The sequence below is a fragment of the Sphingomonas sp. 67-41 genome (assembly GCF_001899725.1).
Classification (GTDB): Bacteria; Pseudomonadota; Alphaproteobacteria; order Sphingomonadales; family Sphingomonadaceae; genus Sphingomonas; species Sphingomonas leidyi.
Map to the genome: position 1 here is coordinate 74,539 of NZ_MKWJ01000004.1, position 26,186 is coordinate 100,724.

16 protein-coding genes are annotated in these 26,186 nt (G+C 66.7%); 8 read left to right on the forward strand and 8 right to left on the reverse strand.

Annotated elements, in window-relative coordinates:
- Together BGP17_RS02155 and BGP17_RS02160 are read right to left on the reverse strand one after the other, a co-directional pair.
- On the reverse strand, positions 1 to 1,458 hold the full coding sequence (locus BGP17_RS02155) for an efflux transporter outer membrane subunit (RefSeq protein ID WP_286710853.1): 1,458 nt from the start codon (positions 1,456 to 1,458) through the stop codon (positions 1 to 3).
- A complete protein-coding gene (locus tag BGP17_RS02160) occupies positions 1,458 to 2,144 on the reverse strand; it encodes an outer membrane protein (RefSeq protein WP_167299240.1) in 687 nt (228 codons plus the stop codon). The genes BGP17_RS02155 and BGP17_RS02160 overlap by 1 nt, the downstream gene beginning before the upstream one ends.
- A 175-nt stretch (positions 2,145 to 2,319) precedes the next feature.
- Here BGP17_RS02160 and BGP17_RS02165 point away from each other — a divergent pair, with 175 nt between their 5' ends.
- Positions 2,320 to 3,015: a response regulator gene (locus BGP17_RS02165; RefSeq protein ID WP_286710854.1), complete on the forward strand. Its 696-nt coding sequence runs from the start codon at positions 2,320 to 2,322 to the stop codon at positions 3,013 to 3,015.
- The gene (locus BGP17_RS02170) at positions 3,000 to 4,151 is read left to right on the forward strand and encodes a sensor histidine kinase (RefSeq protein ID WP_286710855.1); all 1,152 of its coding nucleotides are present in this window, start codon (positions 3,000 to 3,002) and stop codon (positions 4,149 to 4,151) included. The genes BGP17_RS02165 and BGP17_RS02170 overlap by 16 nt, the downstream gene beginning before the upstream one ends.
- 14 nt (positions 4,152 to 4,165) lie before the next feature.
- Here BGP17_RS02170 and BGP17_RS02175 read toward each other — a convergent pair whose 3' ends face one another.
- The 6 genes from BGP17_RS02175 to BGP17_RS02200 form a co-directional block, all read right to left on the reverse strand.
- Positions 4,166 to 5,515, reverse strand: a complete 1,350-nt coding sequence (locus BGP17_RS02175) for an MFS transporter (RefSeq protein WP_286710856.1) — start codon at positions 5,513 to 5,515, stop codon at positions 4,166 to 4,168.
- Between the two features lie 25 nt (positions 5,516 to 5,540).
- Positions 5,541 to 6,548 carry a glycosylasparaginase gene (locus tag BGP17_RS02180; protein WP_243857165.1) on the reverse strand — a complete coding sequence of 336 codons (1,008 nt, stop codon included), beginning with the start codon at positions 6,546 to 6,548 and terminating at the stop codon, positions 5,541 to 5,543.
- Positions 6,545 to 7,267 (reverse strand): copper homeostasis protein CutC, encoded by a 723-nt coding sequence (locus tag BGP17_RS02185; RefSeq protein WP_167299236.1) that lies wholly within the window; start codon positions 7,265 to 7,267, stop codon positions 6,545 to 6,547. The genes BGP17_RS02180 and BGP17_RS02185 overlap by 4 nt, the downstream gene beginning before the upstream one ends.
- Positions 7,267 to 9,588, reverse strand: a complete 2,322-nt coding sequence (locus BGP17_RS02190) for a GH92 family glycosyl hydrolase (RefSeq protein ID WP_380926249.1) — start codon at positions 9,586 to 9,588, stop codon at positions 7,267 to 7,269. The genes BGP17_RS02185 and BGP17_RS02190 overlap by 1 nt, the downstream gene beginning before the upstream one ends.
- 23 nt (positions 9,589 to 9,611) lie before the next feature.
- Complete coding sequence (locus BGP17_RS02195; RefSeq protein WP_286710857.1) at positions 9,612 to 10,529, reverse strand: ROK family protein; 918 nt, start codon at positions 10,527 to 10,529, stop codon at positions 9,612 to 9,614.
- A gap of 165 nt (positions 10,530 to 10,694) precedes the next feature.
- The gene (locus BGP17_RS02200) at positions 10,695 to 11,678 is read right to left on the reverse strand and encodes a LacI family DNA-binding transcriptional regulator (RefSeq protein WP_286710858.1); all 984 of its coding nucleotides are present in this window, start codon (positions 11,676 to 11,678) and stop codon (positions 10,695 to 10,697) included.
- Positions 11,679 to 11,907: 229 nt separating this feature from the next.
- Here BGP17_RS02200 and BGP17_RS02205 point away from each other — a divergent pair, with 229 nt between their 5' ends.
- The 6 genes from BGP17_RS02205 to BGP17_RS02230 all read left to right on the forward strand — a co-directional run bounded on the left by BGP17_RS02205 (position 11,908) and on the right by BGP17_RS02230 (position 26,174).
- Positions 11,908 to 13,803 (forward strand): sodium:solute symporter family protein, encoded by a 1,896-nt coding sequence (locus BGP17_RS02205; protein WP_286710859.1) that lies wholly within the window; start codon positions 11,908 to 11,910, stop codon positions 13,801 to 13,803.
- A complete protein-coding gene (locus BGP17_RS02210; protein ID WP_286710860.1) occupies positions 13,800 to 16,835 on the forward strand; it encodes a GH92 family glycosyl hydrolase in 3,036 nt (1,011 codons plus the stop codon). The genes BGP17_RS02205 and BGP17_RS02210 overlap by 4 nt, the downstream gene beginning before the upstream one ends.
- Positions 16,832 to 19,414 (forward strand): beta-mannosidase, encoded by a 2,583-nt coding sequence (locus BGP17_RS02215; protein ID WP_286710861.1) that lies wholly within the window; start codon positions 16,832 to 16,834, stop codon positions 19,412 to 19,414. Before BGP17_RS02210 ends, BGP17_RS02215 begins: the two co-directional genes overlap by 4 nt.
- Positions 19,415 to 21,172: an endo-beta-N-acetylglucosaminidase gene (locus BGP17_RS02220; protein WP_286710862.1), complete on the forward strand. Its 1,758-nt coding sequence runs from the start codon at positions 19,415 to 19,417 to the stop codon at positions 21,170 to 21,172.
- 205 nt (positions 21,173 to 21,377) lie between these two features.
- Positions 21,378 to 24,428 (forward strand): TonB-dependent receptor, encoded by a 3,051-nt coding sequence (locus BGP17_RS02225; RefSeq protein ID WP_286710863.1) that lies wholly within the window; start codon positions 21,378 to 21,380, stop codon positions 24,426 to 24,428.
- 186 nt (positions 24,429 to 24,614) lie between these two features.
- Complete coding sequence (locus BGP17_RS02230) at positions 24,615 to 26,174, forward strand: tryptophan halogenase family protein (protein WP_286710864.1); 1,560 nt, start codon at positions 24,615 to 24,617, stop codon at positions 26,172 to 26,174.
- Positions 26,175 to 26,186 lie beyond the last annotated feature (12 nt).

Below are 26,186 nucleotides of genomic sequence, written 5' to 3' on the forward strand. Positions count from 1 at the left end.
TCATTCCCCGGGAAGTGAGGCGGCGCTCGGCAAGGGCTGCCAGCCGCCCCCGAGCGCACGGAATAGGGTGACGGCGCGGCGGAGGGTTTCCGCGCGGGCCGTGGCACTGGCGAGATGTGCGGCGCTGCGCGCGCGTTGGGTCTCGAGCAGCGTGGGAAGATCGTTCAATCCGCGCGCGAAGCGCAGCCGGTCTGCCGCATATGCCTCGTCGGCGCGGCTTTCGGCACGTGCCAGCAGGGCGACGCGCGCACGGTCTCCCGCCAGGCGGAGCAGGGACTGATCGGCTTCGGAAAAGGCGGTCTGGACCGCTCGTTCATAGGCGATGACTGCCTGTTCGGCACGAGCGCCCTCGGCGCGTATCTGGGCGAGCAGCCGCGCCCGGTCGAGGATCGGCATGGTGAGCCCCGCGCCCAGCGTCCAGAAGGCGCTGACGGCAGTGAGGCCGCCGCCGCGTGTGGCAGTGAGTCCCGCTCCGGGGTTGAGCGTCAGGCGCGGGAAGAGCTCGAGGCGCTGGAGTTCGGCGCGTGCGATCGCGGCCCGGAGGCGCTGCTCGGCCTCCCGCACGTCGGGCCGGCGCTCCAGCAACATGCCCGGCAGCGCCGCGGGCGGCTGGGGAGGGAGATCGAGGCGGGGGGCGATCGGCAGGGTGTCGAGCGCCTTGTCGGCCTCGCCCAGCAGGACGAGGATCGCGCGCCTGGTCGCGGCGAGCTCGGCCTCCAGCTGGGTGGCGTGCGCCTCGGCCTGCGCCACATCGGCGTCGATCCGCGCCACATCGGCGCGCGCCGCCAGGCCGCGATCGGCGCGTGCGTGCATCACCGCCAATATCCCGCGCTGGATCGCCAGGGTTTCCCGGGCCGCCTGGATCTGTGCGGCGAGGCCGCGCGCCGCGAACAGGGCATCGGCGACATCGGCGACGAGCGTTGCCCGTGTCCCCTCCTGTACGAAGCGGGCGGCCGCAAGGTCGGCGTCGGCCGCGGCCCGCGCCGCGTCGCGCCGGCCCAGCAGGTCCAGCTCCCAGGAAAGATTGAATGTCGGCGAGGCGGCCGCGACCGTGGCTCCGGAGGTCACCGACGTGCCCCCGGGGCCGCCGATCAGCACGTCCGGACCGGACAGGCTCTCGCTGCGCTGCACGCCGCCGGTCAGTTGCAGGTCCCCCTGGACCCGGAAGGGGGCGAGCGCAGCCCGGCGGATCGCCTGGGCTTCGCGCAGGCGCGCCAGGCCGAGCCGGACATCGGCATTGGCATGCAGCGCGCGTGCGACGAGATCGTTCAGCTGCGCATCGCCGAACAGCGTCCACCACCGGTCCAGTGCCGCCGGCTCCGGGCTCGGATGCGGCGCTGCCGCCTCGAAGCGCGCGGGGAGGCGCGCGACGGGTCGTCCGATCTCGAGGCTCGGGGCACACCCCGCCGTCGCGAGGACGGCGGGGAGCAGTACCGACGGGATGCGGACACGGTGCATCAGAAGGCCTGGCGGATTCCGAGCATGGCGGACCAGCCCGACATGCGCGGACGGAATTGCGCCTTGGTCGCGCCATTGAAGCCGTCGAAGCGCAGGGACGAGGTCCGGGAATAGCGCGCACCCAGCTCGATCGTGGTCGACTGCGTGGCGGCGATGCCGACGCCCGCGTCGAGGTGCCAGTTGAAGCCCCAGTCCTTGCCCGAATAGCGGCTGCCGGTGGCAGGCGAACCGCTCAGGCGGCTCATGCGCGAGTCCACGCGCGACATGCCGATCCCGCCGCCGACATAGGGCACCACATGCTCGCTCGCCGCGATGTCGAAATAGCCCGCCGCGCCGATGGTGAGCGCCTTGGTCCGCCCGTCCGCAGTGAAGCCGCCCTTGGCCGCCTGCTTCTTGTCGACGCCGGCGGTGGTGTAGCCGACCGTGCCTTCGAGACGGAACGGGCCGGCATCATAGCCGATGCCGAGTTCGCCATTGAAGCCGCGCTTATAGTCGGTGTCGCGCTGGAGCGTGGTTCCGGCGGTGGGGTTGTTGCCCTGGAGGCGCGCATTGGAGTCGATGGACAGGCCGGCCCGCGCCACGCCATAGACGCCGGTCGACGGTTCATCCTGCGCGGCTGCCGGGGTAATGCCGGCTGCGGCGATTGCGAGCGCGGCGAGGGCGCAGTGGCGGAAAGCGGGTACCATGAAAATCTCCTGTCTGCCGAGGCGGCATGATCGCCGCGTCGTCATGCTTCTTCCGGCAGATCGATGGAGCCTTATGGAGGATTCGATGGAGGCTTGATGGAGGGGCGCATTTCGATCCCCGCCGCCTCCACCCAACCTACACAATCAGCGACTAGGGCCAGCCGCAGGAGGCGCGATGAGCGGCAGGATATTGATTGTCGAGGACGAACGGGAAATTGGCGACATACTGGCGCTCTATCTCGACAAGGGCGGCTATCAGACCCAGCGCGCGTTCTCGGTATCCGAAGCGATCCGGCTGCACGCGCAGTTCCGGCCGGACCTGGTGCTCCTCGATATCGGGCTTCCCGGCGGCGACGGACTGGAGGTGCTCACCACCATCGGCAATCGCGCGGGCACCCCGGTGATCATGGTCACCGCGCTCGACGACGACGGTTCGAAGCTGTCGTCGTTGCGGATGGGCGCCGACGACTATGTGGTGAAGCCGTTCAATCCGGCCGAAGTGGTCGAGCGCGTCCGCGCGGTGCTTCGCCGCGCGCAGGGAGCGAGCCCGCATCGGACGATCGGCATCGGCAGCCTGGTCGTGGATATCGATGCCCATGCCGTGCTGCGCCGGGCGGAGGACGGGAGCGGGCTCGAGCGCCTGCCGCTGACGCCCACCGAGTTCCAGATCTTCGCGCACATGGCGCGCCAGCCGCGCCGCGCCTTCACGCGCATGGAATTGCTGGACGCGGCGTCGCCCGACAGCGATGCCTATGACCGGGTGGTGGATTCGCACTTGTCGAAATTGCGGGCCAAGCTGAATGCCGTCGGATGCGGCGACATGATCGAGCCGGTACGCGGAGTGGGATATCGCCTTTGGCCCGAGCGCTGAACCGTATCGTCACGCGCGTCTGGCTGCTCGCCGGCATGATGACGTTCATCACGATCGCGATGAGCGTCGCGGTCTATTACGGCGCCACTGTCCTTCACCTCCATCAGATCGGCGACAGCATGCCGCCCAAGGCGCGCGCGGAGTTCGAGCGGCTGGTGCGTTCGGGGCAGACCGACAGCGATCGGTTCTTCGATCTCCACGAGCAATATTCGGGTTCGGTGATGCTGCCGAGCGACTGGCTGTTCCTGGCGGTGATCGGCATCGTCTCGACCAGCGTCGGTGGCGGCATCGCCTATGTCTTCGCGCGCAGGATCAGCGCTCCGATCAGCGCGGTCAGCCTTGCCGCGAGCCAGGTCGCGGAGGGCGAGCGCGGCGTGCGGGTCGAGGCAGTCGGCCTGGCAGGGGAAACCGCGGAGCTGGTCGACAGCTTCAACCGGATGGCGGCCGACCTCGAAGCCTATGAGCGCGAGCGCAAGATCCTGACCGCCGGTATCGCGCACGAGCTCCGGACGCCGCTCACCATTCTCAAGGGGCGTCTCCACGGGCTGACGGACGGCTTCATCGACCCGAGTACCGACGAGCCGGAGCGCCTGTTGCGCCAGGTCGAGCAATTGTCGCGTATCGTCGAGGATCTTCGCACGCTCGCCCATGCGGATGCCCATGTCCTCGAACTGGACCTGCGCGTGGTCGACCTCGCCCGGGTCGTGCAGTTCGCGATCGTCGACCTTCGCCCCGAGGCCGAGGCGGCCGGCCTGACGATAGGCGAGGCCTGCCAGCCCGCGCGGGTGCGGGCAGACCCGGTGCGGATGCGCCAGGTCGTGATGAACCTCATCAGCAATGCCATCCGCCATGGCGCGGATGGCAACGCGGTCGAGATATCGGTGGCCGTCGAAGGCGCTGCCGCCGTCCTTCGGGTTGCCGACGAGGGAAGGGGGTTCGAGGAAGGCGACGAACGCCGCCTGTTCATGCCGTTCTGGCGGGCGGCGAGATCGCAGGTCGCGGTACGCTCCGGCAGCGGCCTCGGGCTGGCACTCACCGCGAAGCTGGTCGAGGCGCATGGCGGGCGCATCGTCGCGGCGAACCGATCCGATCGCTCGGGGGCATGTTTTCTGGTCTATCTGCCCCTTTGCGATTGATCCTCCGACGCGGCCTAATGGAGGCTGATCGCGGCGGGCTCGGCGCGCGGCAGCTTCGGTTTGCGTGCCGCGGCCACGGCGAACATGCAAAGCGTCGCGTAGCACAGCGCCGGGACGGTGAACGCAGTCGCATAGTTGCTGTGTTCCGAGACGAGGCCGACGAGCAGGGGGAGGACGGCGCCGCCGACGATGGCGGTGCAGAGGAGGCCCGAGGTGGATTCGGCGCTGGCGGTGGAGCGTTCGAGCGTGAGAGTGAAGATGACGGGGAACATGATCGAGTTGAACAGGCCGATGCTGAGCGCGACGAAGCCGGCGGTGACGCCGCCGACCGCAAAGACGTAGAGGCACATGGCGGCGGCGATGGCGGTGAACAGCGCGAGCAGTCGGTGCGCCTTGACCCTGGTGAGCAGGAGCGAGCCGACGAGGCGGCCGACCATCGCGCCGCCCCAATAGAAGGCGACGGCCTTGCCGGCTTCCTGGAGCGAGACGCCCGGGATGCCGTCGCTGCCCATCGCATAGCCGAGCAGCGGCACGCCGAACGCGGCATCCGAATGGCCCCAGATCGCATCCGAATTGAGGAACAGCGCCATCTGCGTGCCGATCGACACCTCGGCCCCGACATAGAGGAAGATCGCAAGCCCGCCGAACAGCGCCCAGCGCGACGAGAAGGCGTCGACGACCAGGTTGGCGATCCCCCGGCGCTCGGCCGTGGAAAGCGGCGCCGCCTCGGTCACCACCCGGCGGCTGAGCCAGAAGAACACCGCGAGCGCGGCGATCAGGCCGCAGATCCAGAAATAGGCGGAATCGATGCCGGCCAGCGCCTGCGCGCGGACTTCCTTCGTGACGACTGCCCCTTCCTTCACTTCGATGCCGGCCAGGAACAGGTGCGCGCCGAGCAGTGGCCCGATGAACGTCCCCAGCGAGTTGAAGGTCTGGCTGAGCGTCAGGCGGAGATGGCTGTAGCGTGGATCGCCCAGCGCCGCGGCGAGCGGGTTGGCCGCCACCTGCAGGATGGTGATGCCGCTCGCCAGGATGAAGAGCCCGAGCAGCACCAGCGTGAACACCGCGAGATTGGCGGCCGCCAGCATCACCAGGCACCCGACGATCATCATGCCCAGCGCGCTCAGGATGGTCGGGATCGACTTCAGGCGCGCGAGCAGCGCCGCTGCCGGGAACGACATCACGCCATAGGCCGCGAAGAAGGCGAAGGCCGCGGCCTGGGCCTGGAAATCCGTCAGCGTGAAGATGCCCTTCACCGCGGCCACCAGCGGGTCGATCAGCGACGTGATGAACCCCCAGGCGAAGAACAGGCACGTCACGATGGCATAGGCCGCCGTCACGCCAGCCGATTGTCTCGTCGTCATTTGTCCCCCCTGAAAATGCTTGTCCCTAGCGTGCGCCGGCCAGGCTGTCGGATGGCAGCAGCTGGGTTTCCCCGGAAAGCCGAGTCACGGCGTAGGTGAATCCCGGGAGGAGCGCGAAGGCACCCACTTCGCCGGCCGCGCTCAGCGCCAGGAAGCCGACCTGCATCTCCCGTATCGCATCGCCGCGCAGGCGGGCGATATGCTCGACCGCTTCCCGGCAGGCGGCCTGGGGCGGAAGGCCCGCGCGCATCGACGCGACCACGCGCGCGGTGCCGACGATGCGGGTGACTTCCTCGCCCACGCCCGTGGACGTGGCGCCGCCGATGCCGCGCTCGACATAGAGGCCGTGCCCCGCGAACGGCGAATCCCCGACGCGGCCGTGCATCTTGTAGGCCATGCCGGAAGTCGTGCAGGCACCCGCCATGCGGCCGTCCGCCGAGCGCGCGAGCAGGCCCAGCGTGTCGTGGTTCAGCGCCGAGCCCGGCGGCCCCGGCAACTGGTTCTCGATATTCGCCTGGGGCTTGTATTGCGCTGTCTTCAGCCACGCGCGCCATGCCTTCTCGGCCTCGGGCGTCAGCAGCTTGGCGGTCTTCATCCCATGTTCGATGGCAAGGCGCCGCGCGCCTTCGCCCACCAGCATCGTGTGCGGCGTCTTCTCCATGACCAGCCGGGCGACAGAGATCGCATGGATGATGTCCTCGAGCGCCGCCACCGCGCCGATATGGCCCGCATCGTCCATGATGACCGCGTCCAGCGTCACGCGCCCATCGCGGTCGGGATAGCCGCCGAGCCCGACCGAATGGTTCGTCGGGTCGGCTTCCGGCACGCGTGCGCCGGCTTCGACCGCGTCGATCAGCGATCCGCCCGCATTGAGGCGAGCGAGCGCCGCGGCGTTCGCCGCGGCACCGAAATCCCAGGTGGAAACCAGTGCGACCGGGTCGCTGCCCCGCACAAAGGCGGAACTCGCACCGGCGAAGGTCGCGCTCGTCAGGCCGATGGCCATGGCGGTACGGCGAGTCACTGCTGTCGTCATGCGCTCTCCTCGATGGCGGTACGCAGGCGGCGGACCAGCGCCGCGCTGGTTCTGCGCCGGGGCCCGGCGGAAAACCCCATGGCCATGCTGCGCGGATCGGGGCGTCCGGGCTGGCTCGCGGAAGCGTGCACCTCGCGCACGCCGCTCACGCGCGCGATCCGGACCACATTGTCGGGAGCGAGGCCCGAGCCGGCGATGACGGACAGCCTGCCGTCCGCCGCCTCCACCATCCGGGCGAGGGTCAGCGCGCCGGCCAGCGCCGTCGCTTCCTGGCCCGAGCTGAGGATCTTGTCGAAGCCCAGGGTGCAGGCCTCCTCGACCGCGGCAATCGGATCGGGAACGAGGTCGATCGCGCGATGCAGCACCAGCGCGGCATCGCGGCTGACCATGCGAAAGCGCGCCAGGGCGCGCGAATCCAGCGTATCGTCCGGGCGCAATGCGCCGACCACGATGCCCGTGGCGCCGAGCGCGAGCGCGTGTCGGATATCTTCGGCCATCAACGCCAGTTCGTCCGTGTCGTAGACGAAGCTGCCGGCGCGGGGGCGGATCATCGCGTGGACCGGGACGCCCGTCGCCACGGCATATTCGATCAGGCCGGGGGAGGGGGTGAGGCCGCCCAGTTCGAGTGCGCCGCACAGCTCGATCCGGTCGGCACCGCCCATCACCGCCGCGGCCACCCCTGCGGCGTCGTCGACGCAGATCTCGAGCGTGACGGCCATCAGCGCTTGCCTCGCCCGCTCATCGAGAAGGGTGCGGCGGCGGGTCCCGTGCCCCATGCCATGTTCGGCCGCGGCCCCATCTCGAAGCGCAATGTGCCGCCGGCCATGATCTCGTCATGGCCCAGCCAGGTGCGGTCGAGCGGCCTGCCGTTGAGCGTGGCGGACTGGATATAGATGTTCGCGGCGCTGTTTCCGGGAGCTTCGATGGTGAAGGTCCGGCCATTCTCCAGCGCCAGCTCGGCATGCCGGAACAGGGGCGAGCCGATCACATATTGGTTCGCGCCGGGCGTCACCGGATAGAAGCCGAGCGCGCTGAACACGTACCAGGCCGAGGTCTGGCCATTGTCCTCGTCGCCCGGATAGCCGTCGGGCGCGCTCGAATAGAGCTTGCGCATCACTTCGCGCACCCTGGCCTGCGCCTTCCATGGCTGGCCGGCATAGTTGTAGAGATAGATCATGTGCTGGATCGGCTGGTTGCCATGGGCATAATTGCCCATGTCGACGATCTGCATCTCGCGGATCTCGTGGATCGTGAAGCCGTAATAGCTGTCGTCGAACTTGGGCGGGCTGTCGAACACGCTGTCGAGCTTCGCGGCAAAGGCCTTGTCGCCGCCCATCAGCGCGATCAGGCCCTGCACGTCCTGGAATACCGACCAGCTATAGTGGAGGCTGTTGCCCTCGGTGAAGGCATCGCCCCATTTGAGGGGGTTGAACGGCGCCTGGAAGCTTCCGTCCCGGTTGCGGCCGCGCATCCACCCGCTCTCGGGGTCGAACAGCTTGCGGTAGTTCTGCGCGCGTGCCGCGAACAGGGCAGCGTCCCGGGGCTTGCCTAGCGCCTGTGCGAGCCGCGAGATGGTGAAATCGGCATAGGCATATTCGAGCGTGCGCGCGGCATTCTCGTTGATGCCGACATCGTACGGAACATAGCCGAGCCGGTTGTACCAATCGACGCCTTCGCGACCGACCGAACTGATCGTCTTGCCGTCCCGCGACTTCGGCCGCCCCTGATCGGTATCGGCATTCTTGCGGATCGCTTCGTAGAGCTTGGCGATGTCGAAGCCGCGAATGCCCTTGAGATAGGCGTCGGCTATGTTCACCGCCGAGTTCGATCCGATCATCACGTCGCGGTGGCCGGGGCTGGCCCATTCGGGGAGCCAGCCCGATTCGTCATAGGTGTTGGCGAGCCCCTGCATGATCTGGCCGTCGACTTCGCGGTGCATCAGCGCGAATAGCGGGAAGACCGCGCGGAACGTGTCCCAGAAGCCGTTGTCGGTGAACATCGGGCCGGGATGCACCTTGCCGTCATAGGGGCTGTAGTGGATCGTCCGGCCGGCTGCGTCGATTTCGTGGAACCTGCGCGGAAAGAGCAGGGTGCGGTAGAGCGCCGAATAGAAGGTGCGCTTCGCGTCGATATCCGGGTCTTCCACCTTGTATCGGCCGAGCAGGGCGTTCCATTCGTCCCTGGCCTTCGCCTCGGTGGCTTCGAAGCTGTCCTTGCCGATTTCGCGATCGAGGTTGAGCGCGGCCTGCTCGGGGCTGATGAACGAAGAGGCGACGCGGACATGGACCTGCTCGCCCTTGCGCGTCTTGAACCCGATGATCGCGCCGACATGCTGCCCTTCGGCCTGGGCGATTCCCGGGTTGCGCTTCCAGCCGTCCCCCCAGGTTTCGGCAATTTCGAAATCGCGGTCGAACTCGGCGACGAACCAGTTGTGGAAATTCCCCGGAACGCCGCCATGATTGTTGCGCGCATAGCCGATGATCCGGCGTTCCTTCGGCAGGATCCTGACCATCGAGCCCATGTCGAACGCGTCGAGCAGGATCCAGCTCTGCTCGCTCTCGGGAAAGGTGAAGCGGAAATGCGCCGCCCGCGCGGTGGAAGTCACCTGGGCGGTCACGTCGTAATCGGCCAGATAGACGCCGTAGCGATAGGGCCGCGCGGTCTCCGCCTTGTGCGAGAACCAGGATTCGCGCTCGTCTTCCCTGAACTTGAGCGGACCGGTGAGCGCCATCAGCGAGAAGGCGCCATAGTCGTTGAGCCAGGGGCTCGGCTGATGGGTCTGCTTGATGCCGCGGATCTTGTGGTCGCCGTAGCGATAGGTCCAGCCGTCGCCCATCTTGTTGGTCATGGGCGTCCAGAAGTTCATGCCCCATGGCACGGCGATCGCCGGATAGGTGTTGCCATAGGATAATTCGAACGACGAATCGGTTCCCGTGAGCGGGTTCGCCAGGTCGGCGTAGTCTGGTGCCTGCTGCGCGGCGAGCGGGACCGGGAGCATGGCCAGGGCGAGCCCCAGAATGCGCGTTGCAAATCCCCCCATCCGCATCGTCTCCCTATCCCTTCTCACCGGCGCGGAAGCCGGGTTCGCGCCTCGGCCCAGAAGGCGGGGGCGAACATCTGGCCCGCGCCGACAATGGCCGCGTCTTCGGTATTCTCGTGTATCAGTATCGGTGTCGCGACGTCGCATGCAGCGAGCCCTGCGCGCAGGGCAGGCGCGAAAAGGTCGAACGCGCCGGCGATGCGTCCCCCGAGCATGATCGCCTCGGCGCCGAATCCGCGTGCCCAGGGCGCGACGATGGCCGCGAGATTGGCGCCATATTCCGCGAAGACGGACCGCACGACTTCGTCCTGCCGGGCGTCGGCCGCCATTCTGGCCACATTCTCTTGCGGACGACCGCTCTGCCTGGCGCCTTCGGTCAGAAGCCAGCGGGACGAGACATAGTCATCGGCGATCCCGTGCTTGAACGGCAAGTTCCACAGGCATCCGCCGGGCGGCACCGCACCCGGCTCCTCCTCGATCACCGGGATGCCGCGATCGAGGAACGCGGCGCCGAGCCCGGTGCCGAGCGTGATCGCGAGCAGGCGGGTGCAATTCCCGGTGGCACCCATCGCCGCGCAGCCGACCGCGAAGGCAGTTGCGTCGTTCAGGAAGCGAATCTCGTGCGAAGCGGGCAGGCGGCGCTGCAATTCGTCGCGCACGTTGATGCCGTAGAGGCTTTGGAACTTGCCATTGCCTTCGAAGAAGGCGGTGCCGGTGCGATAGTCGAACGGGCCCGGCATCGCGATGCCGACTCCGGTGACCCGATCGGTGTCCGGCGCGATCGTCGTGATCAGGTGCGCCCAGGCATCGAGGAGTTCCGCGCTGGCGGCGCCGCTGCGCGTCTCGCTATGCCTGTAGCTCTTGACGAGGATCCCGTGCCCCTGCCGGTTCAGCAGCGCGCCGGCGACGTGATGACCGCCGATATCCAGTCCGACGATCATTCCATGCCTCTCCCCCTGGACCCGCTGCGCCGCGCGACGCGGTCGTTGCACGAAATGTAATCCATTACATATCGCGAGGCCAGCCTTATTTGAGGGTGGGCGGCGGAAATGGCTGCGGGCGGTGCCCGGACGCGCTCCCGGCACTATCGGCGCGTGGCGGGGCGCTCACCCGCTGCTCTCGCGAACGACCAGGGTATGCGGCAGAATGTGCACCGCCTCGTCTCGCGCCTTGTCCTCGATCCAGTCGATCAGCAGCTCGCAGGCCTTTGCGCCCATCTCGGCGGCGGGCTGCCTGACGGTGGTGAGCGCCGGCGTGGAATGGGCGGCGAAATCGATGTCGTCGAAGCCGGTGACCGCGATATCCGCGGGGACCGAGACGCCCTGGGCCGCGAGCGCCTGGATCGCGCCGATGGCCATTTCGTCGTTGATGCTGACGATCGCCGTGGGCCGCGGCGACATTGCGAGAATCTCGCGCGCGGCCTCGAAGCCGGACTGCATCCTGAAACTGCCGTGGAGCACGAGTCCCGGATCGAAGGCGATGCCGGCCGCCTCGAGTGCCTGGCGATAGCCCTTGAGGCGGTCGATGGCATGGGCATTGGCCTGCGGGCCGCTGATCGCCGCGATCCGACGATGGCCGCGGGCGATCAGATGCGCGACGACCTCCTGCATCGCGCCGACATTGTCGATCCGGACGGAAGGCGCCTCCGTCAGTTCGCAGCCGCAGGCATGGACCACGGGGTAGGGAGCCTGGCGGCGGCTTTCGGCCGGCGCATAGTCGGGGCTGAGCTGGATCACGCCATCCGCCAGCCGCGTCTCGACCAGCCGGGCATAATGTTCCTCGCGCTCGGGCGAATCGCGCGTGTCGCCGAGCAGCACCGAATAGCCGCGTTTCCAGGCGGTCGCTTCGATCCCCGCAGTGACGTTGGCGAAGAACGGATTGGCGATGCCGGGCACGAGCACCAGCAGCGTGAAGGACTTGTCGGTACGCAGGTTGCGCGCCAGCATGTTCGGCCGATAGTTCACGGCCTCGACTGCCTTGAACACCTTCGCGCGGGTCTTCTCGGTCACCTTCTCCGGCTCGCGGAGCGCCCGCGACACGGTCGCCGTCGAAAGCCCGGCTGCCCGTGCTACGTCAAGGATGGTGGTCATCGCCGTGTGATTGCCCTTCGCGCTTCCCGCATCCATCCGCTCCCCCATTGCCGGATCCTGCGCCGTTCATGACGAAAGAGGGCGATGGCCGGCCCGTTGTCAATATTGTCGAGAAGGGCTTTACAAAAAATGTAATCGATTGCAAATCCGGATTCGCGCAACGAGTCCGGGCAGATAGCAATGGTCCGGCGGGCGCGGCGCCAACGGGTTCGTTGGAGAGGGGGCAGGATTGACCGTTATCGATGGCGCGATCGTCGCCGCCTATCTCCTGGCAACGCTCGTCATCGCGCTGGTGGTGCGTCGCCGCGCGGCGCAGAGCATCGACAGCTATTATCTCGGCAACAAGAAGATGCCCTGGTATCTGCTCTGCCTGTCCGACGCGTCGGGGATGTTCGATATCTCGGGCACGATGTGGCTGACGACGCTGCTGTTCGTCTATGGCTTGAAGAGCGTCTGGCTCCCCTGGCTCTGGCCGGTGTTCAATCAGGTCTTCCTGATGGCCTTCCTCGCGCTGTGGCTGCGCCGTTCGAACGTGCGCTCCGGGGCCGAGTGGATCCTGCTGCGCTTCGGGGAGGGGGCGGGAAGCCGGCTCTCCCATCTTTCGGTGGTGGTCTTCGCGCTGTTCTGCGTGGTCGGCTTCCTCGCCTATGCCTTTGTCGGCATCGGCAAGTTCATGGAGCTCTTCATCCCGTGGGAAACGGTGGCGCCGCTGCTCGGCGGGATGACGGTCGATCCCGCGCTGGTGCCGAATATCTATGCGGTGTTCTTCACCAGCCTGGTCACGCTCTACGTCGTGCTCGGCGGCATGCCCGGGATCGTGTGGACCGATGTCCTGCAATTCTCGATCATGACCATTGCGGCGATTTTCATCGCTGGCCTCGCCATGACATTGGTTTCGCCCGAACAGGTGGTGGCTGCCACGCCCCAAGGGTGGATGAACCCATTTTTCGGCTGGTCGCTCGATCTGGACTGGCACGCGATCCAGCCCGAGGTCCAGACCAAGATCGCGGCGGACGGCTACGGCCTGTTCGGCGCGCTTTTCATGATGATGCTCTTCTCGGGGATATTGAAGAGCGCCGCCGGCCCCGCGCCGAGCTATGACATGCAGCGCATCCTGGCGACCCGCACGCCGCGCGACGCGGCGAAGCTGACCGGTTTCGTCTCGGTGGTGCTGATGCCGATCCGCTATCTGATGATCACGGGCTTCACGGTGCTGGCACTGGTCTTCGTCGACCGGCTCGATCTCGTCTCCGGTGGGCGGATCGACTATGAGAGCATCCTGCCGGCCGCGATCCAGAGCTTCGCGCCCACCGGCATGCGCGGGCTCATCGTCACCGGCTTGCTCGCCGCGTTCATGGCGACGTTCGCAAGCAGTCTCAACGCGGCGCCGCTCTACCTCGTGAACGACATCTACCGTCGCTACGTCAATCCGGACGCATCGCAGCGCAGGATGATCTGGATGAGCTATGCCGTGTCGCTCACCGTCGTCCTGCTCAGCATGGGGATCGGCTTGTTCGTCTCGAGCATCAACGATGCCCTGCAATGGATCGTGTCGGGCCTGTGGGGCGGCTACACCGCGTCGAACGTGATCAAATGGTATTGGTGGCGGTTCAACGGCCATGGCTATTTCTGGGGGACGGTCGCCGGCATGGCCTGTGCGATGACCTTCCCGTTCCTGTTCGGGGCGCTGCTGCCCGACATGGGCTCCGTCCTGGCGCTCTATCTCTTCCCGCTGGTGATCCTGGTCGCGGGGACCGTTGCCGTCACCGTGAGCCTGATGACTCCGCCGACCGACATGGCGGTGCTCAAGACCTTCTACGACCGGGTGCGTCCCTGGGGCTTCTGGGGGCCGGTACATCGCGCGCTCGCGCAGGAGCGGCCGGGGGTGCGGCCGAACCGCAACTTCCCGCGCGACATGTTCAACATCGCGGTGGGCACGATCGTCCAGACCAGCCTGGTGGCGGTGCCCATCTTCCTCGTGCTCAAGAATATCCCCGGCCTGCTGGCGGCAATCGCGGTCGCATCCGCCGGCGGGCTGATCCTGTGGCGCACCTGGTACCGCCGGCTCGAGGACTGGCCGAGCGACATGGCGCGGTTGGACGCCGCGCCGGAGATTGCGCGATGACTCGGCGGACGGGCATGCGGTTCGTAGCCGCGGCATTGCTGCTGGCCGTCGGCGCGGGCGCGCGGGAAGCACCCGTGGCGGCCAGGCCTGGCGAGGACCTTGTCGCCTATGTCGATCCGCTGATCGGCACCGGCGGCAATGGCCACACCTTTCCCGGCGCCACCGTCCCGTTCGGCATGGTCCAGCTCAGCCCGTCGAACGACCGCAATGGCTGGAACTGGACCTCGGGCTACCATTATTCCGACGAGGACATCAAAGGCTTCGCGCATACGCATATCAGCGGGGCGGGGCTTTCGGCGCTCGGCGACATCCTGCTGATGCCGACGCGCTCGCCCTCGACCGACGCCGGCTCGGCGGAGCGGCCGGGTTCGGGCTATCGCTCGCGCTTCTCGCACGCGCGCGAACTGGCGCGGCCGGGTTACTACCGCGTCCATCTGGACGATCCGGACGTGGATGCAGAGCTGACCGCTGCCGCGCGCGCCGGCTTTCATCGCTATACCTATCGGGGCGATGCGGCACGTTATGTGGTGATCGATCCGACCCACAGCGTGGGGGACCACGCCTATCGCACCGAAGTCGAGATCGTCTCCGACCATGAGATCCGCGGCTGGAAGCGCGCGATCAGCCAGTCGTCGGGCGACCGTTCGGTCTTCTTCGTCGCGCGTTTCTCGCAACCGTTCGCCAGCGCGAGGCTGACGGAGGACGACCGCCCGGTCGAGGGGCGCGCCCGGACGGGACGCGCGATCAAGGCGCTGGTGCAATTCGCGCCGGAGGACGGGGATAGCGTCGAAGTCGCCGTGGCATTGTCACATACGGGCGAGGGCGGTGCGCAGGCCAATTTCGATGCCGATGCGCGGGGCCGCACGTTCGATGCAGCGCTGGCCGACGCCACCCGCCTGTGGCAGGAGCGCCTGTCGCGGATCACCATCGAAGGCGATGCGCGGCAGAAGCGGTTGTTCTACACCGCGGCCTATCATGCGGCGATCGCGCCCAACCTGGTCTCGGACGTCACGGGGGCCTATTATCTCGACGGCAAGGTCCGCCAGTCGAGGATCCCGCAGTTCAGCAATTTTTCGAACTGGGACACCTATCGCGCGCTGCATCCGCTGCTGACCATCATCGACACGAAGAAGGATGGCGAGATCGTTGCCTCGATGGTCTCGCGCCATGCCGAGCAGGGCCTGTTGCTGCCGAGCTGGGAGGCCGTCGGCCACGACAATCGCGTGATGATCGGCTACAGCATCGTCTCGCCGATCGCCGACGCGGTGCTGAAGGGCATTCCCGGCGTCGATCCCGAAGCCGCCTATGCGGCGATTCGCGCCAGCGCCTTCGACACGACCAAGCACAGCAACGTCTATGACGCGAACGGCATGGCGGGCTATCTGGCCTATGGGTTCGTCCCCGCCGACGTGGCGAGCTCGGTCTCCAAGACCACCGAGCAGAATTACGAGGACTGGGCGATCGGCCGCGTCGCGGAGAAGCTCGGCAAGCGCGCGGATGCCGCGCTCTTCGCCGAGCGCGCGACCGGTTGGCGCCAGCTCTATGATCCGGCCAACGGCTATCTGCTGCCGCGGCTGGCCGACGGGAGCAGGGTGCCGGTGCCGATGGACACCTGGGATACGCTGAACCGGCACTATGTCTCGGGCAATATCTGGGCCTATTCGAGCTATACGCCGCACGACATGGTCGCCGCGATCCGGCTGCACGGCGGACGCGAAGCCTATGCGCGCTGGCTCGAGGGAATCTTCACCGACACTCGGCCGATCGGTGGCGAGCAGCATGTCGACATCTCGGGCTTTATCGGCCGCTATGCGCATGGGGACGAGCCGGGGCATCACATGGCCTGGCTGTTCAATCTCGTCGGCGAGCCGTGGCTGACGCAGCGCTATGTGAACCGCCTGGTCCGGGAAATGTACGCCGATCGACCGGACGGCCTCGTCAACAACGAGGATCTGGGCCAGATGTCGGCCTGGTATCTGCTTGCCACGCTCGGCTTCTATCCGATCGCGCCGGGCGACCTGACCTATCAGATCACGGCGCCCCATCATCGCCGCGCGACGATCGGGCTCGAAAGCGGCAAGACCTTCGTCGTCGAGGCCGACGGCCTGACGCCCGAGAACATCTTCGTCCAGTCGGCGACGCTCGACGGCAAGCCTTACCCCTATAGCTATATCCGGCACGAGCGGATCATGGCCGGCGGCGTGCTGCGGTTCGAGATGGGGCCGAAGCCGAACCGCGCATGGGGAAGCGATCCGCGGGAGACCAGCCTAGGCGCGTTCGACGACAAGCTGCCGGCGGAAGTGCCGCATCGCGCCGCCTGGGCGCCGTTCGACTCCGATGCCGCGGCATATTTCGCCGGTTCGCGCACGGTCGTCCTGCAGACCGCCGAGCCGGGCGCGGTCATTCGCTACACCCTCGATGGCCGCGAGCCGGATGGGCGATCGCGGCGCTATGCCGGCCCGCTTCGGATCAGCCATGACACGGTGCTGAAGGCCGTTGCCCTGCGCGAAGGGCTGGCGATGAGCACGATCTTCGAGAAGCATTATGCGCGCGCCGCTACCGTCGGTCTCGGGCCCGGCTATCCGCGGATCGCCATCGCGGAGCCCGACATGCCCTATGGCCGGGCCGACGGCGCGATGCTGATCGACCAGCAGCGCGGCACCCGCTTCTATGGGGACAAGAAATGGTCGGGGCGGCTGGGCGACATCACCGCGACCATCGATCTCGGCAGGTCGCGGCCCGTCCGCAGCGTGACGATCGGCTATCTCGACGATCCAATGAACGGCATCCTCGTGCCGCGGCGGATCGAGATCTGGGCCGGAAGCGAAGCGGGGGCGCTGTCGCTGGTGGGCAGCCGCGATGTAGCCGCACCGCATGAGATCCGGCAGGCGGTCGATCGCCTGCGCATCCCCGTGCGCGGCAGCTTCCGACATTATCAGGTCCGCGTGCTTTCCGCGGGCACCATGCCGCCAGGCCTCAGCCCGCCCGGGCGAAAGGCATGGCTGTTCCTTGACGAGATCCTATTGCAATGACCGCTTCTGCCGCGGCTGCGGCCGCACATATCGCGCTGCGACGGCGCATTCCGATCGCCGATGGCTGGGTGTTTCGCCGGGCCGGCGATACGGCATGGATGCCGGCCAGCGTGCCCGGCTCGAATTTCTCCGACCTGCTGCGCAACGGCGTGATCGAGGACCCGTTCGCGCGTGACGCCGAGCTTCGACTGCAATGGATCGAGAACGAGGACTGGGAATATAGCTGCGCGTTCGAGATATCGGGCGAGGATCTGGCTGCCGACAGCGTCGCGCTGGTCTTCGAAGGGCTCGATACCTATTGCTCGGTGGCGCTCAACGGCATGCCCCTGTTGCGGGCAGAGAACATGTTCTGTGTCCATCGGGCCGAGTGCCGGGCGCTGCTGCGGCCGGGCCGCAACGAACTGGCGCTCCGGTTCAAGTCGCCGGTTGCGCCAGGTGCCGAGCGGCGCGCGCGCGAGGGCGTGCTCTACCCGGCGGAAAACGACAAGACCGCGGATCACGCCAGCGTCTATGTCCGCAAGGCGCCCTATCATTTCGGTTGGGACTGGGGTCCGAAATACGTCACGTCGGGCGTGTGGCGGCCAGTCTGGCTCGACCTTGTCCGCAAGGCGCGCATTGCCGAATTGCGGCACGAGATCGTCGACCTGTCGCCCGAACGGGCCGAGTTGGCCTTCACCGTCGAGATCGAAGGGCAGGCGGATGGCCAGGCTTGGCTGGAGCTGACGTGCGACCGGCCGGGCATGCCTATCGTCCGGCATCCCGTGGCGCTCGAGCCGGGCATGCGGTCGCACCGGATCGCGGCGACGATTGACGACCCCCGGCTCTGGTGGCCCAACGGGCTGGGCGAAGCCTGTCTCTATGCCTTCACCGTGCGGCTGGTCGACAAGGACGGCCCGATCGACGCGACGGTGCAGCGGATCGGATTGCGCACCATCGAAGTGGTCAATCACCCCGACGCGCATGGCGAGTGTTTCTATCTCAAGGTGAACGGGCGCCCGGTGTTCATGAAGGGGGCCAATTACATCCCGCAGGACAGTTTCCAGGAAGCTGTCACGCCCGAGCGCCATCGCCAGCTCTTCCGCGACACGGCGGACGCCAACATGAACATGCTCCGCGTCTGGGGAGGCGGGGTGTACGAGTGCGATTTGTTCTACGACCTCGCCGACGAGCACGGCATCCTGATCTGGCAGGATTTCATGTTCTCGTGCACGCTCTATCCCTCGGACGAGGCCTTTCTCCAGCTCGTCGAGGAAGAAGCCATGCAGGCGGTCCGCCGGTTGCGGCATCATGCCTGCCTCGCGCTGTGGTGCGGCAACAACGAGATCAGCCTGGGTGTGGCCCATTGGGAATGGCCGGAGAAATTCGACTACTCCGCCGAGCAGTTCGCGGCGATGGTGGCGGGAAATGCCCGGCTGTTCGACGAACTGCTGCCCGATGTGGTCGCGCGGCTCGATCCGGATCGCTTCTATTTTCCGTCATCGCCCATCGGCCACTGGAACGACCCGGCCGACGATATGCGCGGCGATGGCCATTATTGGGGCGTTTGGCACGGCGAACTGCCCTTCGCGACCTATGGCGAGCGGCTGTCCCGCTTCATGAGCGAATATGGCTTCCAGTCCTATCCGCTGCTGGATTCCGTGAAGCGCTTCACCGCATCGGAGGATCGAACGCTTGGCTCGTCCGTGCTCTCGGTTCACCAGAAACATGGGCGGGGCGATGCGATCATCGGGCGTTTCGTGCGCGAGGCCTTCGGCGAACCGACCAGTTTCGAGCATTTCTGCTACCTCAGCCAGGTGCTCCAGGCCGATGGGCTGCGCGTCGCCTTCGAGGCGCACCGGCGGAACATGCCGATGTGCATGGGTTCCCTCTACTGGCAGCTCAACGATTGCTGGCCGGCAGTCTCCTGGTCGGGGATCGACTATTACGGGCAATGGAAGGCGTTGCACTATCAGGCCGCCCGCTCGTTCGCGCCGGTTCTGGTCTGTGCCGAGGCGCGCGACGGCGGCTTCCGCATCCATGGCGTGTCCGACCTGACAGAGGACCTCGCGGTCGAGCTGGTGGCCGAGCTGGTCGATTTCGACGGTGTCGTGCTGTGGCGCACGGCGCGCGAAGTCCGGCTCGGCGCGAACGAGGCACGCGAACTTCTGCTGGTCCCGGCCGACGATCTGCCGGCGCTGGATCGCGCGACTACGGTGCTGGCGTTGCGGCTGACCCGACAGGGCGAGGCGCTGGCCTCGAACATCGTCCACCCGGAGGCGGTCCACGCCTCGGCCTTGCCCGAGCCGGGGATCGAGATCGAAATCCTGAATCCCGACGTCGTACGGGTCAGCGCGCGACGGTTCGCCCGGGCGGTCCATATCGCCGCGGCTCCCCTCGATACCCCGGGATCGCCCATCAATTTCGACGACAATTTCTTCGATCTGCTCGCCGGGGAAGCCCGGGTGGTGCGGGTGCGCGACGGCCGCCGTTTCGATCCCGCGACGCTTCGCGTGACTTCGGTCAGCGACACGCACGCGACGGTGCCGGCACGGGCCGCGCTCGTGGGGCCGGCTCGGCGCGCCGCGGCGGCAGAGGGTTGAGTGGCGCGCCGGCTCATTCGCGCGGCCTTGTGGCGCGGCACCGCATTCGCCATCGCGCTGGCGTTGCCCGGCTCCGCGGCGTTCGCTCGGGCGCCGCACGCCGCGGACGCGCCCCTGGCGCTCTCGCCGCCCTTCGCGCTCAGCGTGGAGCAGCTCTTCGCGTGGGAGGCGGCCGGTCCGCTCGCCGATGCGGGCAATGTCTCGCGCGTGCCGCTCGCCGGCCGGATGGTCGATCCGGGGCCGGGGCCTGATCCCGCCGCGCGGCTGGATCCGAAGGTCCGCGTGCTGTTCGCCCCCGACGGAATGAACAATTTCGGCAACTATCTGGTGCCGCAGCCCCGGTTCAATCTCTATACCTTCACCCATTGGGCCCAGATCGACGTGTTGTCGTGGTTTGCCGGTACTGCGGGGCACAATGTGCTGATCCCGGCCCGGCCATGGGTCGACACCGCGCACCGCAACGGCGTGAAAGTGATCGGCACCGCGTTCTTCGCCCCGCTCGCCTGGGGCGGATCGGCGAAGACGCTCGAGGCGTTCCTGCGGGAGGAGGGCGAAGGGCGCTTTCCCGCCGCCGACCGTCTCGTCGAGATCGCCCGCCACTATGGCTTTGACGGCTGGCTGATCAACCAGGAGACCGACGTCTCGCCCGAGCTTGCCCGGCGCATGACGCGGTTCATGGCGTATCTGACGCGGATCGCCCCCCCGGGCATGGAAATCCATTGGTATGACGCGATGCTGCCCGATGGCCGCGTCCAGTGGCAGAATGCCTATACCGCCGGCAATGCGCCATTGCTGCAGGATGGCGCGACGCGCGTGTCGGACGCGATGTTCCTCAACTATGCGTGGACCCCCGCGGGATTGCGCGCGGGCGCGGAACTCGCCGAGGCGCGGGGGCGAGACCGCTATGCGCTGTTCGTCGGTGCCGATCTTTGGCCGGCCCGTCACAATGCGCAGCAGGCGTTCGGCAACAAGAGCTGGCTGCGCGGCCTGCGCGAGCATGGGGACGGGCCGGCCCTCGGCTCGGTCGCGCTCTTCGCCCCGAACTTCAACTTCAATGCCGGCGGGGAATTCGGCGATTTTCGCGCCAATCCGCGGGATGCGGAAGCCTTTTATGACGGCGAGGTCCGGCTGTTCGCCGGCGACGACCGCAACATGGCCGCGGGAAATTCCACGGAAGCGATGCGAACCGGCGCGTGGGAAGGCATCGCGGCGCTGGTGCCGGCGCGCTCGACGATCGCGAAGCTGCCGTTCGAGACCGGTTTCAACACCGGTCATGGCCTGACCGATTTCCGGGACGGGCGCGTCGTCGGCGGTCCGTGGCACGACATGGCGCGACAAGACCCGCTCCCGAGCTGGCAATTTGCCTATTCGCCCGCCGCGCGATTGCGGATCGGCTATGATTTCCAGCGCGCATGGCAGGGCGGCAGCTCGCTGCGCGTGGCGCCCCAGGCCGTGCTTGGCAACCCGGCCGAAGTGCCGCTGTTCCTCACGGATCTGCCGATCGATGCCCGGACCGGGCTCTCGGTGGCCGCGATCGCCGCGTCGCCGGGCTATGCGCTGCGCCTGACGATGGCCGATGGCAGCGAATCACTTCACCCATTGACTGCGAAGGGAGTGTGGCAGGAACGCCACTGGTGCCTCGGGCGGTTCGCCGGGAAAGCCGTACGGCAAATTTCGCTGGTGATTGATCGGGGGCAGTCCAAGCCGCTGAATCTAGGGAAGATAACCATCCGGGACGGCTGTTCCCCGCCGACCTAGGAAACCGGTGTCAATCGCTCGCTTCGACTGCAATAAAAGCGTTTGACAAAGGAAATGTAATCGATAACTTTGTAATCGATTACATTTGGATCGTCGAACTCGGCCGGGCGGCCTCGCCCAGGAAAGGGTCAAGGCGAACGATGGAATCGGGGAGGAAATGGCGGCTAGCGGTCAACGGGCCGCCCGCTTGAAAGGGAGAGGGGCAATGGCCTTTTGTCGCACTGTCGGGGGCGCATCCGATTCGGGTACGTTCCGCAAAGTTCTGCTGACCACCACCAGCCTCGTGATCGCCGCGGTAGCGCCGCTTGGGATCGCGCATGCGCAGGAAGCGCGGTCCGATGCGACCGCAGCCCAGGAGGATGAGGGCGAGGCCATCCTCGTGACGGGGTACCGCGCGTCGATCCAGCAGGCCTTGCGCCAGAAGCGCGACGCGAATGCGATCGTCGAAGTGATCACGGCCGAGGATATCGGCAAGTTTCCCGACAAGAACGTCGCCGACGCGCTGCAACGCGTGCCCGGCGTGGTCATCACCCGCGATGGCGGGGAAGGCAAGACGGTGAGCGTTCGCGGCCTGCAGGCCGGCCTCACGCTGACCCAGCTGAACGGCAACTATATCGCGTCCTCGGAGACCAACGACGAGGCCACGCGCTCGTTCAACTATGTGCTCCTGCCGTCGAACATGCTGTCCAGCGCCGAGCTGTACAAGACGCCGGAGGCGCGGATCGACGAAGGCGGCATCGGCGGCACCGTGATCCTGAAAACCCGGCGCCCGCTCGACCTGCCGGCCTGGTCGGGTTTCGTGACGGCCGAGGGCACCTATTCCGATACGAGCGCGAAGGTCGACCCGCAGCTTTCGGGCATGATCTCGTGGCGCAACGAGGCAGAGACCGTCGGTTTCCTCGTCGGCACCACCTGGCAGCGGCGCACCAACCGCAGCATGGAGGTCAGCACCGAAAGCTGGAACTGGTATTCCGACAACAACGCGCGGAACGCCGTGGACGTCAACGGCAAGGCACTCGATCCGCAACCGTCGAAATGGTGGGGCGGTTCGGGCTTCAACGACCAGAATGGCAAGCATTATTCGGATTTCTTCCTGCCGACTTCGGTCAATTTCGCGGTGCGTGACGAGCAGCGCGAGCGGCTGGGCATCCAGGCGACCGCGCAGCTGAAGCCCTTCCACAACCTCACCATGACCGCCAATTACTTCCGCTTCGACCTGAAGGGGGACTATGCGCTCAACATGCTCAAGATTCCGGAATGGAATCTCGCCCGCGTCTCGTGGGACGGAAATTACGGGGGCGGCAGGCTGCTCAACGGGCTAACGCTCGATCCCAGCGGCACCATCGCGACCGGCGCGGAATATCGGAAGCTCGCGGGCCGGACCTATTATTGCAACGAGGCCGAAGCCGCGGCCGGCGGAAAGCCCTCGGGCGGATGGGGCCCCGACGACTGCACGATCCCCACGCCGCAGCTCTCGGGCGGCTATAGCCGCGAGAAGGCGCTGTCGCAGACGGTCGACTTCTCGGTCGATTGGGAGAGCGGTCCGTGGCGCGCTACCCTGGTGGGCGGCCGGACCTGGTCCGAGGGCGGCCCGTCGTTGAACTTCCGCATGTCCGCCAAGCCCCGTCGCTTCGTCAACGGCGCATGGCAGATGGGCAACGGCCTCAGCGCCTGGAATCTGACCGGCACGCCATCGGCTACCTTCTCGCCGGACCTCCAGGACAATCTGCGCGCCGGCATTGCCGAGATCGATCTTGGGTCGACCGATTCCTCCTGGAAGGAAACGTCGATTTCGCAAAACTATGTCCAGGCGGACTTTACCAGGCTGTTCGAGAGCCCGTGGCTGCAGTCGATCCAGGCCGGCGTCAAGTATCGCGACGGCAAGGTGCACCGCAATACCGGCAACACCTTGTGGTACTGCCCTGGCACGACCACGCGCTACCAGAATGGTTGTGACGCCCAGGCATCGGTGGCGCGTCCGGAATATTTCTATGCCAAGGCGCTCGGCCATATCGAGGGCGGCTTCAACGCCAACGTCTTCCCGGGAATCGATTTCCCGGCCTATCTCGCGCAGCTGAAGGCGCGTTACGGCGACGCGGTTCGCTACGAGGAGCCCGACTTCATCTACAATGTCGGCGAGAAGATCCTCTCCGGCTACACCCAGCTCAACTTCAAGGCGGACCGCATCCGCGGCAATATCGGCCTGCGCGTCGCCCGGACCAAGCAGCATGCCGAGTCGACCGACGCGATCGAGCGTTTCCTCGACTATTTCGTGGACGGCCCGGGCGGCACCCCGCAGCCGTGCACGACCGAGCCGGGCTGCGAGAGCGGCTTCCTCAAGAATGAGGTGAAGGAGAAGACCTTCGAGCTCAACACGCTGGACAAGACCTATACCGACTTCCTGCCCAGCCTGAACTATGCCGTCGACCTGACCGACAGGCTGGTGTTGCGCGGCGCCGTTTCCAAGGTGATCTCGCGGACCGGCTACACGGATATCGCCTTTCCGGGCGCCCTCAACTTCGTCTCCCAGGAATATAGTTCCGATCGCAGCGCGGCGGGCGGAAGCACCGATCCGGGCTGGAGCGGATCCGGCAGCAACAAGGACCTGAAGCCGTTCGAGGCATGGCAATATGACGTCGGGCTGGAATGGTATTTCCACCCCGGCTCGGTCGTGGGCGTCGGTCTGTTCCGGAAGGACGTGAAGAACTTCATCGTGCCGGTGACTCGCGACCAGCAGCTGACGATCGGCGGCAATACCGTGACCGTCCGCAATTTCTCGACTTCGGCCAATGGCCGCAACGGCGTTTCGAAGGGTATCGAGGTCTATGCCCAGCACACGCTGGACTTCGGCCTCGGCTTCCAGGCGAACTTCACCTACAACGATACCAACATGGCGGCCGTCATCCTGGACGGGAAGGAAATCGCCAGGTCGCCGCTCGTCGGCAGCGCGAAGACCCAGCTCAACGCCACCGTCTTCTACGAGAGCGACAAGTTCCTGGCGCGCGCCTCGTACAACCGCCGCGGCGAGCTGGTGGGCGGCCTGCACAACGGCCTCAGCATCTATTCCGAGCCCTATCAGCAGGTCGATCTGAACGTGGCCTACAACATCACCAAGCAACTGGTGTTGAGCGCGTCGGTGCTGAACCTGACCAAGGAGGAACAGCGCGCGCACCTGGGCAAGGACACCAAGGCCCGGCTGTGGACCAACAATTATTCGGGCCGTATCGTCTATGGCGGCGTGACCTATAAGTTCTAGGCCGGTCATCCAGTCTCCTCGCGTCCGGCGGGCGCGGGGAGGCCCCCGGCGACAGAAGCGCGGCTCAACGGGTGGAGGGCCCGGATGCCGCCGCGGCCCGATGGGGCGGCATCATGGGCTGGACGATCGGCGATCATCTTTGAGGCATGGCCGTCGGTCGATGCCATGAGGGGGAACTTTGCAGCGATGAGCACCGATAACCGGATCAGGAACATCGTCGTCGTGGGGGGCGGCAGCGCCGGCTGGATGGCGGCGGTGGTGCTGGCCACGTATCTGGGGCGCGGAGCCTCCGTTCGCCTGATCGAATCGGAGGAAGTCGGCATCGTCGGAGTGGGCGAAGCCAGCGTTCCGCACATGAAGACGTTCAACACCGAGATGCTGGGCATCAAGGAAGCGGATTTCGTCGTCGAGACCCAGGCCACGTTCAAGCTCGGCATCCAGTTCAACGACTGGGGGCGGCTCGGCGACAGCTATGTCCATGGTTTCGGAAAGATCGGCCAGGGCATCGGGCCGTTGCCGTTCCATCAATTCTGGCTGAAGCAATATCTTGCCGGGCGCGCGGCAGAGATTGGCGCCTATTCGCTACAGACGGTGGCGGCCCCGTTGAACCGGTTCATGCCTAGCCCGGCCAATGCACCGGAGGGCTCGCCGCTCGCGGACATCGCCTATGCCTATCATTTCGACGCGAGCCTGTATGCGCGCTTCCTGCGGAACCTGTCCGAGCGCAGGGGCGTGCAGCGCACCGAGGGCAAGATCGTCGAAGTGATCCAGCGCGCCGGCGACGGTTTCGTGGAAGCGGTCGTGATGGAAAGCGGCGAGCGCATCGAGGGCGAGTTGTTCGTCGACTGCTCGGGCTTTCGCGGCCTGTTGATCGAGCAGGCGCTCGAGACCGGCTATGCGGACTGGACGCATTGGCTGCCCTGCGACCGGGCGATGGCCGTTCCGTGCGAGAATGTCGGCCCGCTCACGCCCTATACGCGCGCCACTGCGCTCGGGGCCGGCTGGCAATGGCGCATCCCGCTGCAGCATCGCTGCGGCAACGGCTATGTCTATTCCAGCCAGCACGTCAGCGACGATGAGGCCGCGGCGACGTTGCTCGCGAACCTTGACGGAAAGCCACTCGCGGATCCGCGCCCGCTGCGCTTCACCACCGGCATGCGCAGGAAGTTCTGGCACAAGAACGTCGTCGCGGCCGGCCTGGCCGCCGGTTTCCTGGAGCCGCTGGAATCGACCAGCATCTATCTGGCCCAGTCGACCATCCAGCGGCTGATCGGCCTGTTCCCGAACAAGGATTTCGATCCGCTGCTCGCCGAGCGATTCAACCGGGAATCCGCGTTCGAATGGGAACGCGTGCGCGATTTCATCATCCTGCACTATCATGCGACCGAGCGCGCCGACACGCCGTTCTGGGACCATTGCCGCACCATGTCGGTCCCGGCGCCCCTGCAGGAAACCATGGCCCTGTTCCGCAGCGATGGCCGCTATTTCCGCAATGGGGAGGATTTCTTCGCATTGCCGAGCTGGGTGCAGGTGATGCTGGGCCAGCGCATCGTGCCGCACGGCTATCACCCGATCGTCGACGAGATGCCCGAGCACCAGCTGGCCGAGTATCTCGAACGGACGCGCGCGACCTTGGCGAACTGCGTCGGGGCCATGCCCTTGCACCAGGCATTCATCGACGAGCACTGCAAGGCGCCGCCGGAGCTGGCGCAGGCCGGCGCAGCGCCGCACATGGTCAAGGCATAGGGGAGCTGCGGT

What these genes read in the sequence shown, in the direction of transcription:
- BGP17_RS02155 (WP_286710853.1), bottom strand. Translation starts at nt 1,458, where the DNA reads ATGCACCGTGTCCGCATCCCGTCGGTACTGCTCCCCGCCGTCCTCGCG.
- BGP17_RS02175 (WP_286710856.1), bottom strand. Translation starts at nt 5,515, where the DNA reads ATGACGACGAGACAATCGGCTGGCGTGACGGCGGCCTATGCCATCGTG.
- BGP17_RS02230 (WP_286710864.1), top strand. Translation starts at nt 24,615, where the DNA reads ATGAGCACCGATAACCGGATCAGGAACATCGTCGTCGTGGGGGGCGGC.
- BGP17_RS02210 (WP_286710860.1), top strand. Translation starts at nt 13,800, where the DNA reads ATGACTCGGCGGACGGGCATGCGGTTCGTAGCCGCGGCATTGCTGCTG.
- BGP17_RS02180 (WP_243857165.1), bottom strand. Translation starts at nt 6,548, where the DNA reads ATGACGACAGCAGTGACTCGCCGTACCGCCATGGCCATCGGCCTGACG.
- BGP17_RS02195 (WP_286710857.1), bottom strand. Translation starts at nt 10,529, where the DNA reads ATGATCGTCGGACTGGATATCGGCGGTCATCACGTCGCCGGCGCGCTG.
- BGP17_RS02160 (WP_167299240.1), bottom strand. Translation starts at nt 2,144, where the DNA reads ATGGTACCCGCTTTCCGCCACTGCGCCCTCGCCGCGCTCGCAATCGCC.
- BGP17_RS02200 (WP_286710858.1), bottom strand. Translation starts at nt 11,678, where the DNA reads ATGACCACCATCCTTGACGTAGCACGGGCAGCCGGGCTTTCGACGGCG.
- BGP17_RS02225 (WP_286710863.1), top strand. Translation starts at nt 21,378, where the DNA reads ATGGCCTTTTGTCGCACTGTCGGGGGCGCATCCGATTCGGGTACGTTC.
- BGP17_RS02215 (WP_286710861.1), top strand. Translation starts at nt 16,832, where the DNA reads ATGACCGCTTCTGCCGCGGCTGCGGCCGCACATATCGCGCTGCGACGG.
- BGP17_RS02190 (WP_380926249.1), bottom strand. Translation starts at nt 9,588, where the DNA reads ATGGGGGGATTTGCAACGCGCATTCTGGGGCTCGCCCTGGCCATGCTC.
- BGP17_RS02165 (WP_286710854.1), top strand. Translation starts at nt 2,320, where the DNA reads ATGAGCGGCAGGATATTGATTGTCGAGGACGAACGGGAAATTGGCGAC.
- BGP17_RS02185 (WP_167299236.1), bottom strand. Translation starts at nt 7,267, where the DNA reads ATGGCCGTCACGCTCGAGATCTGCGTCGACGACGCCGCAGGGGTGGCC.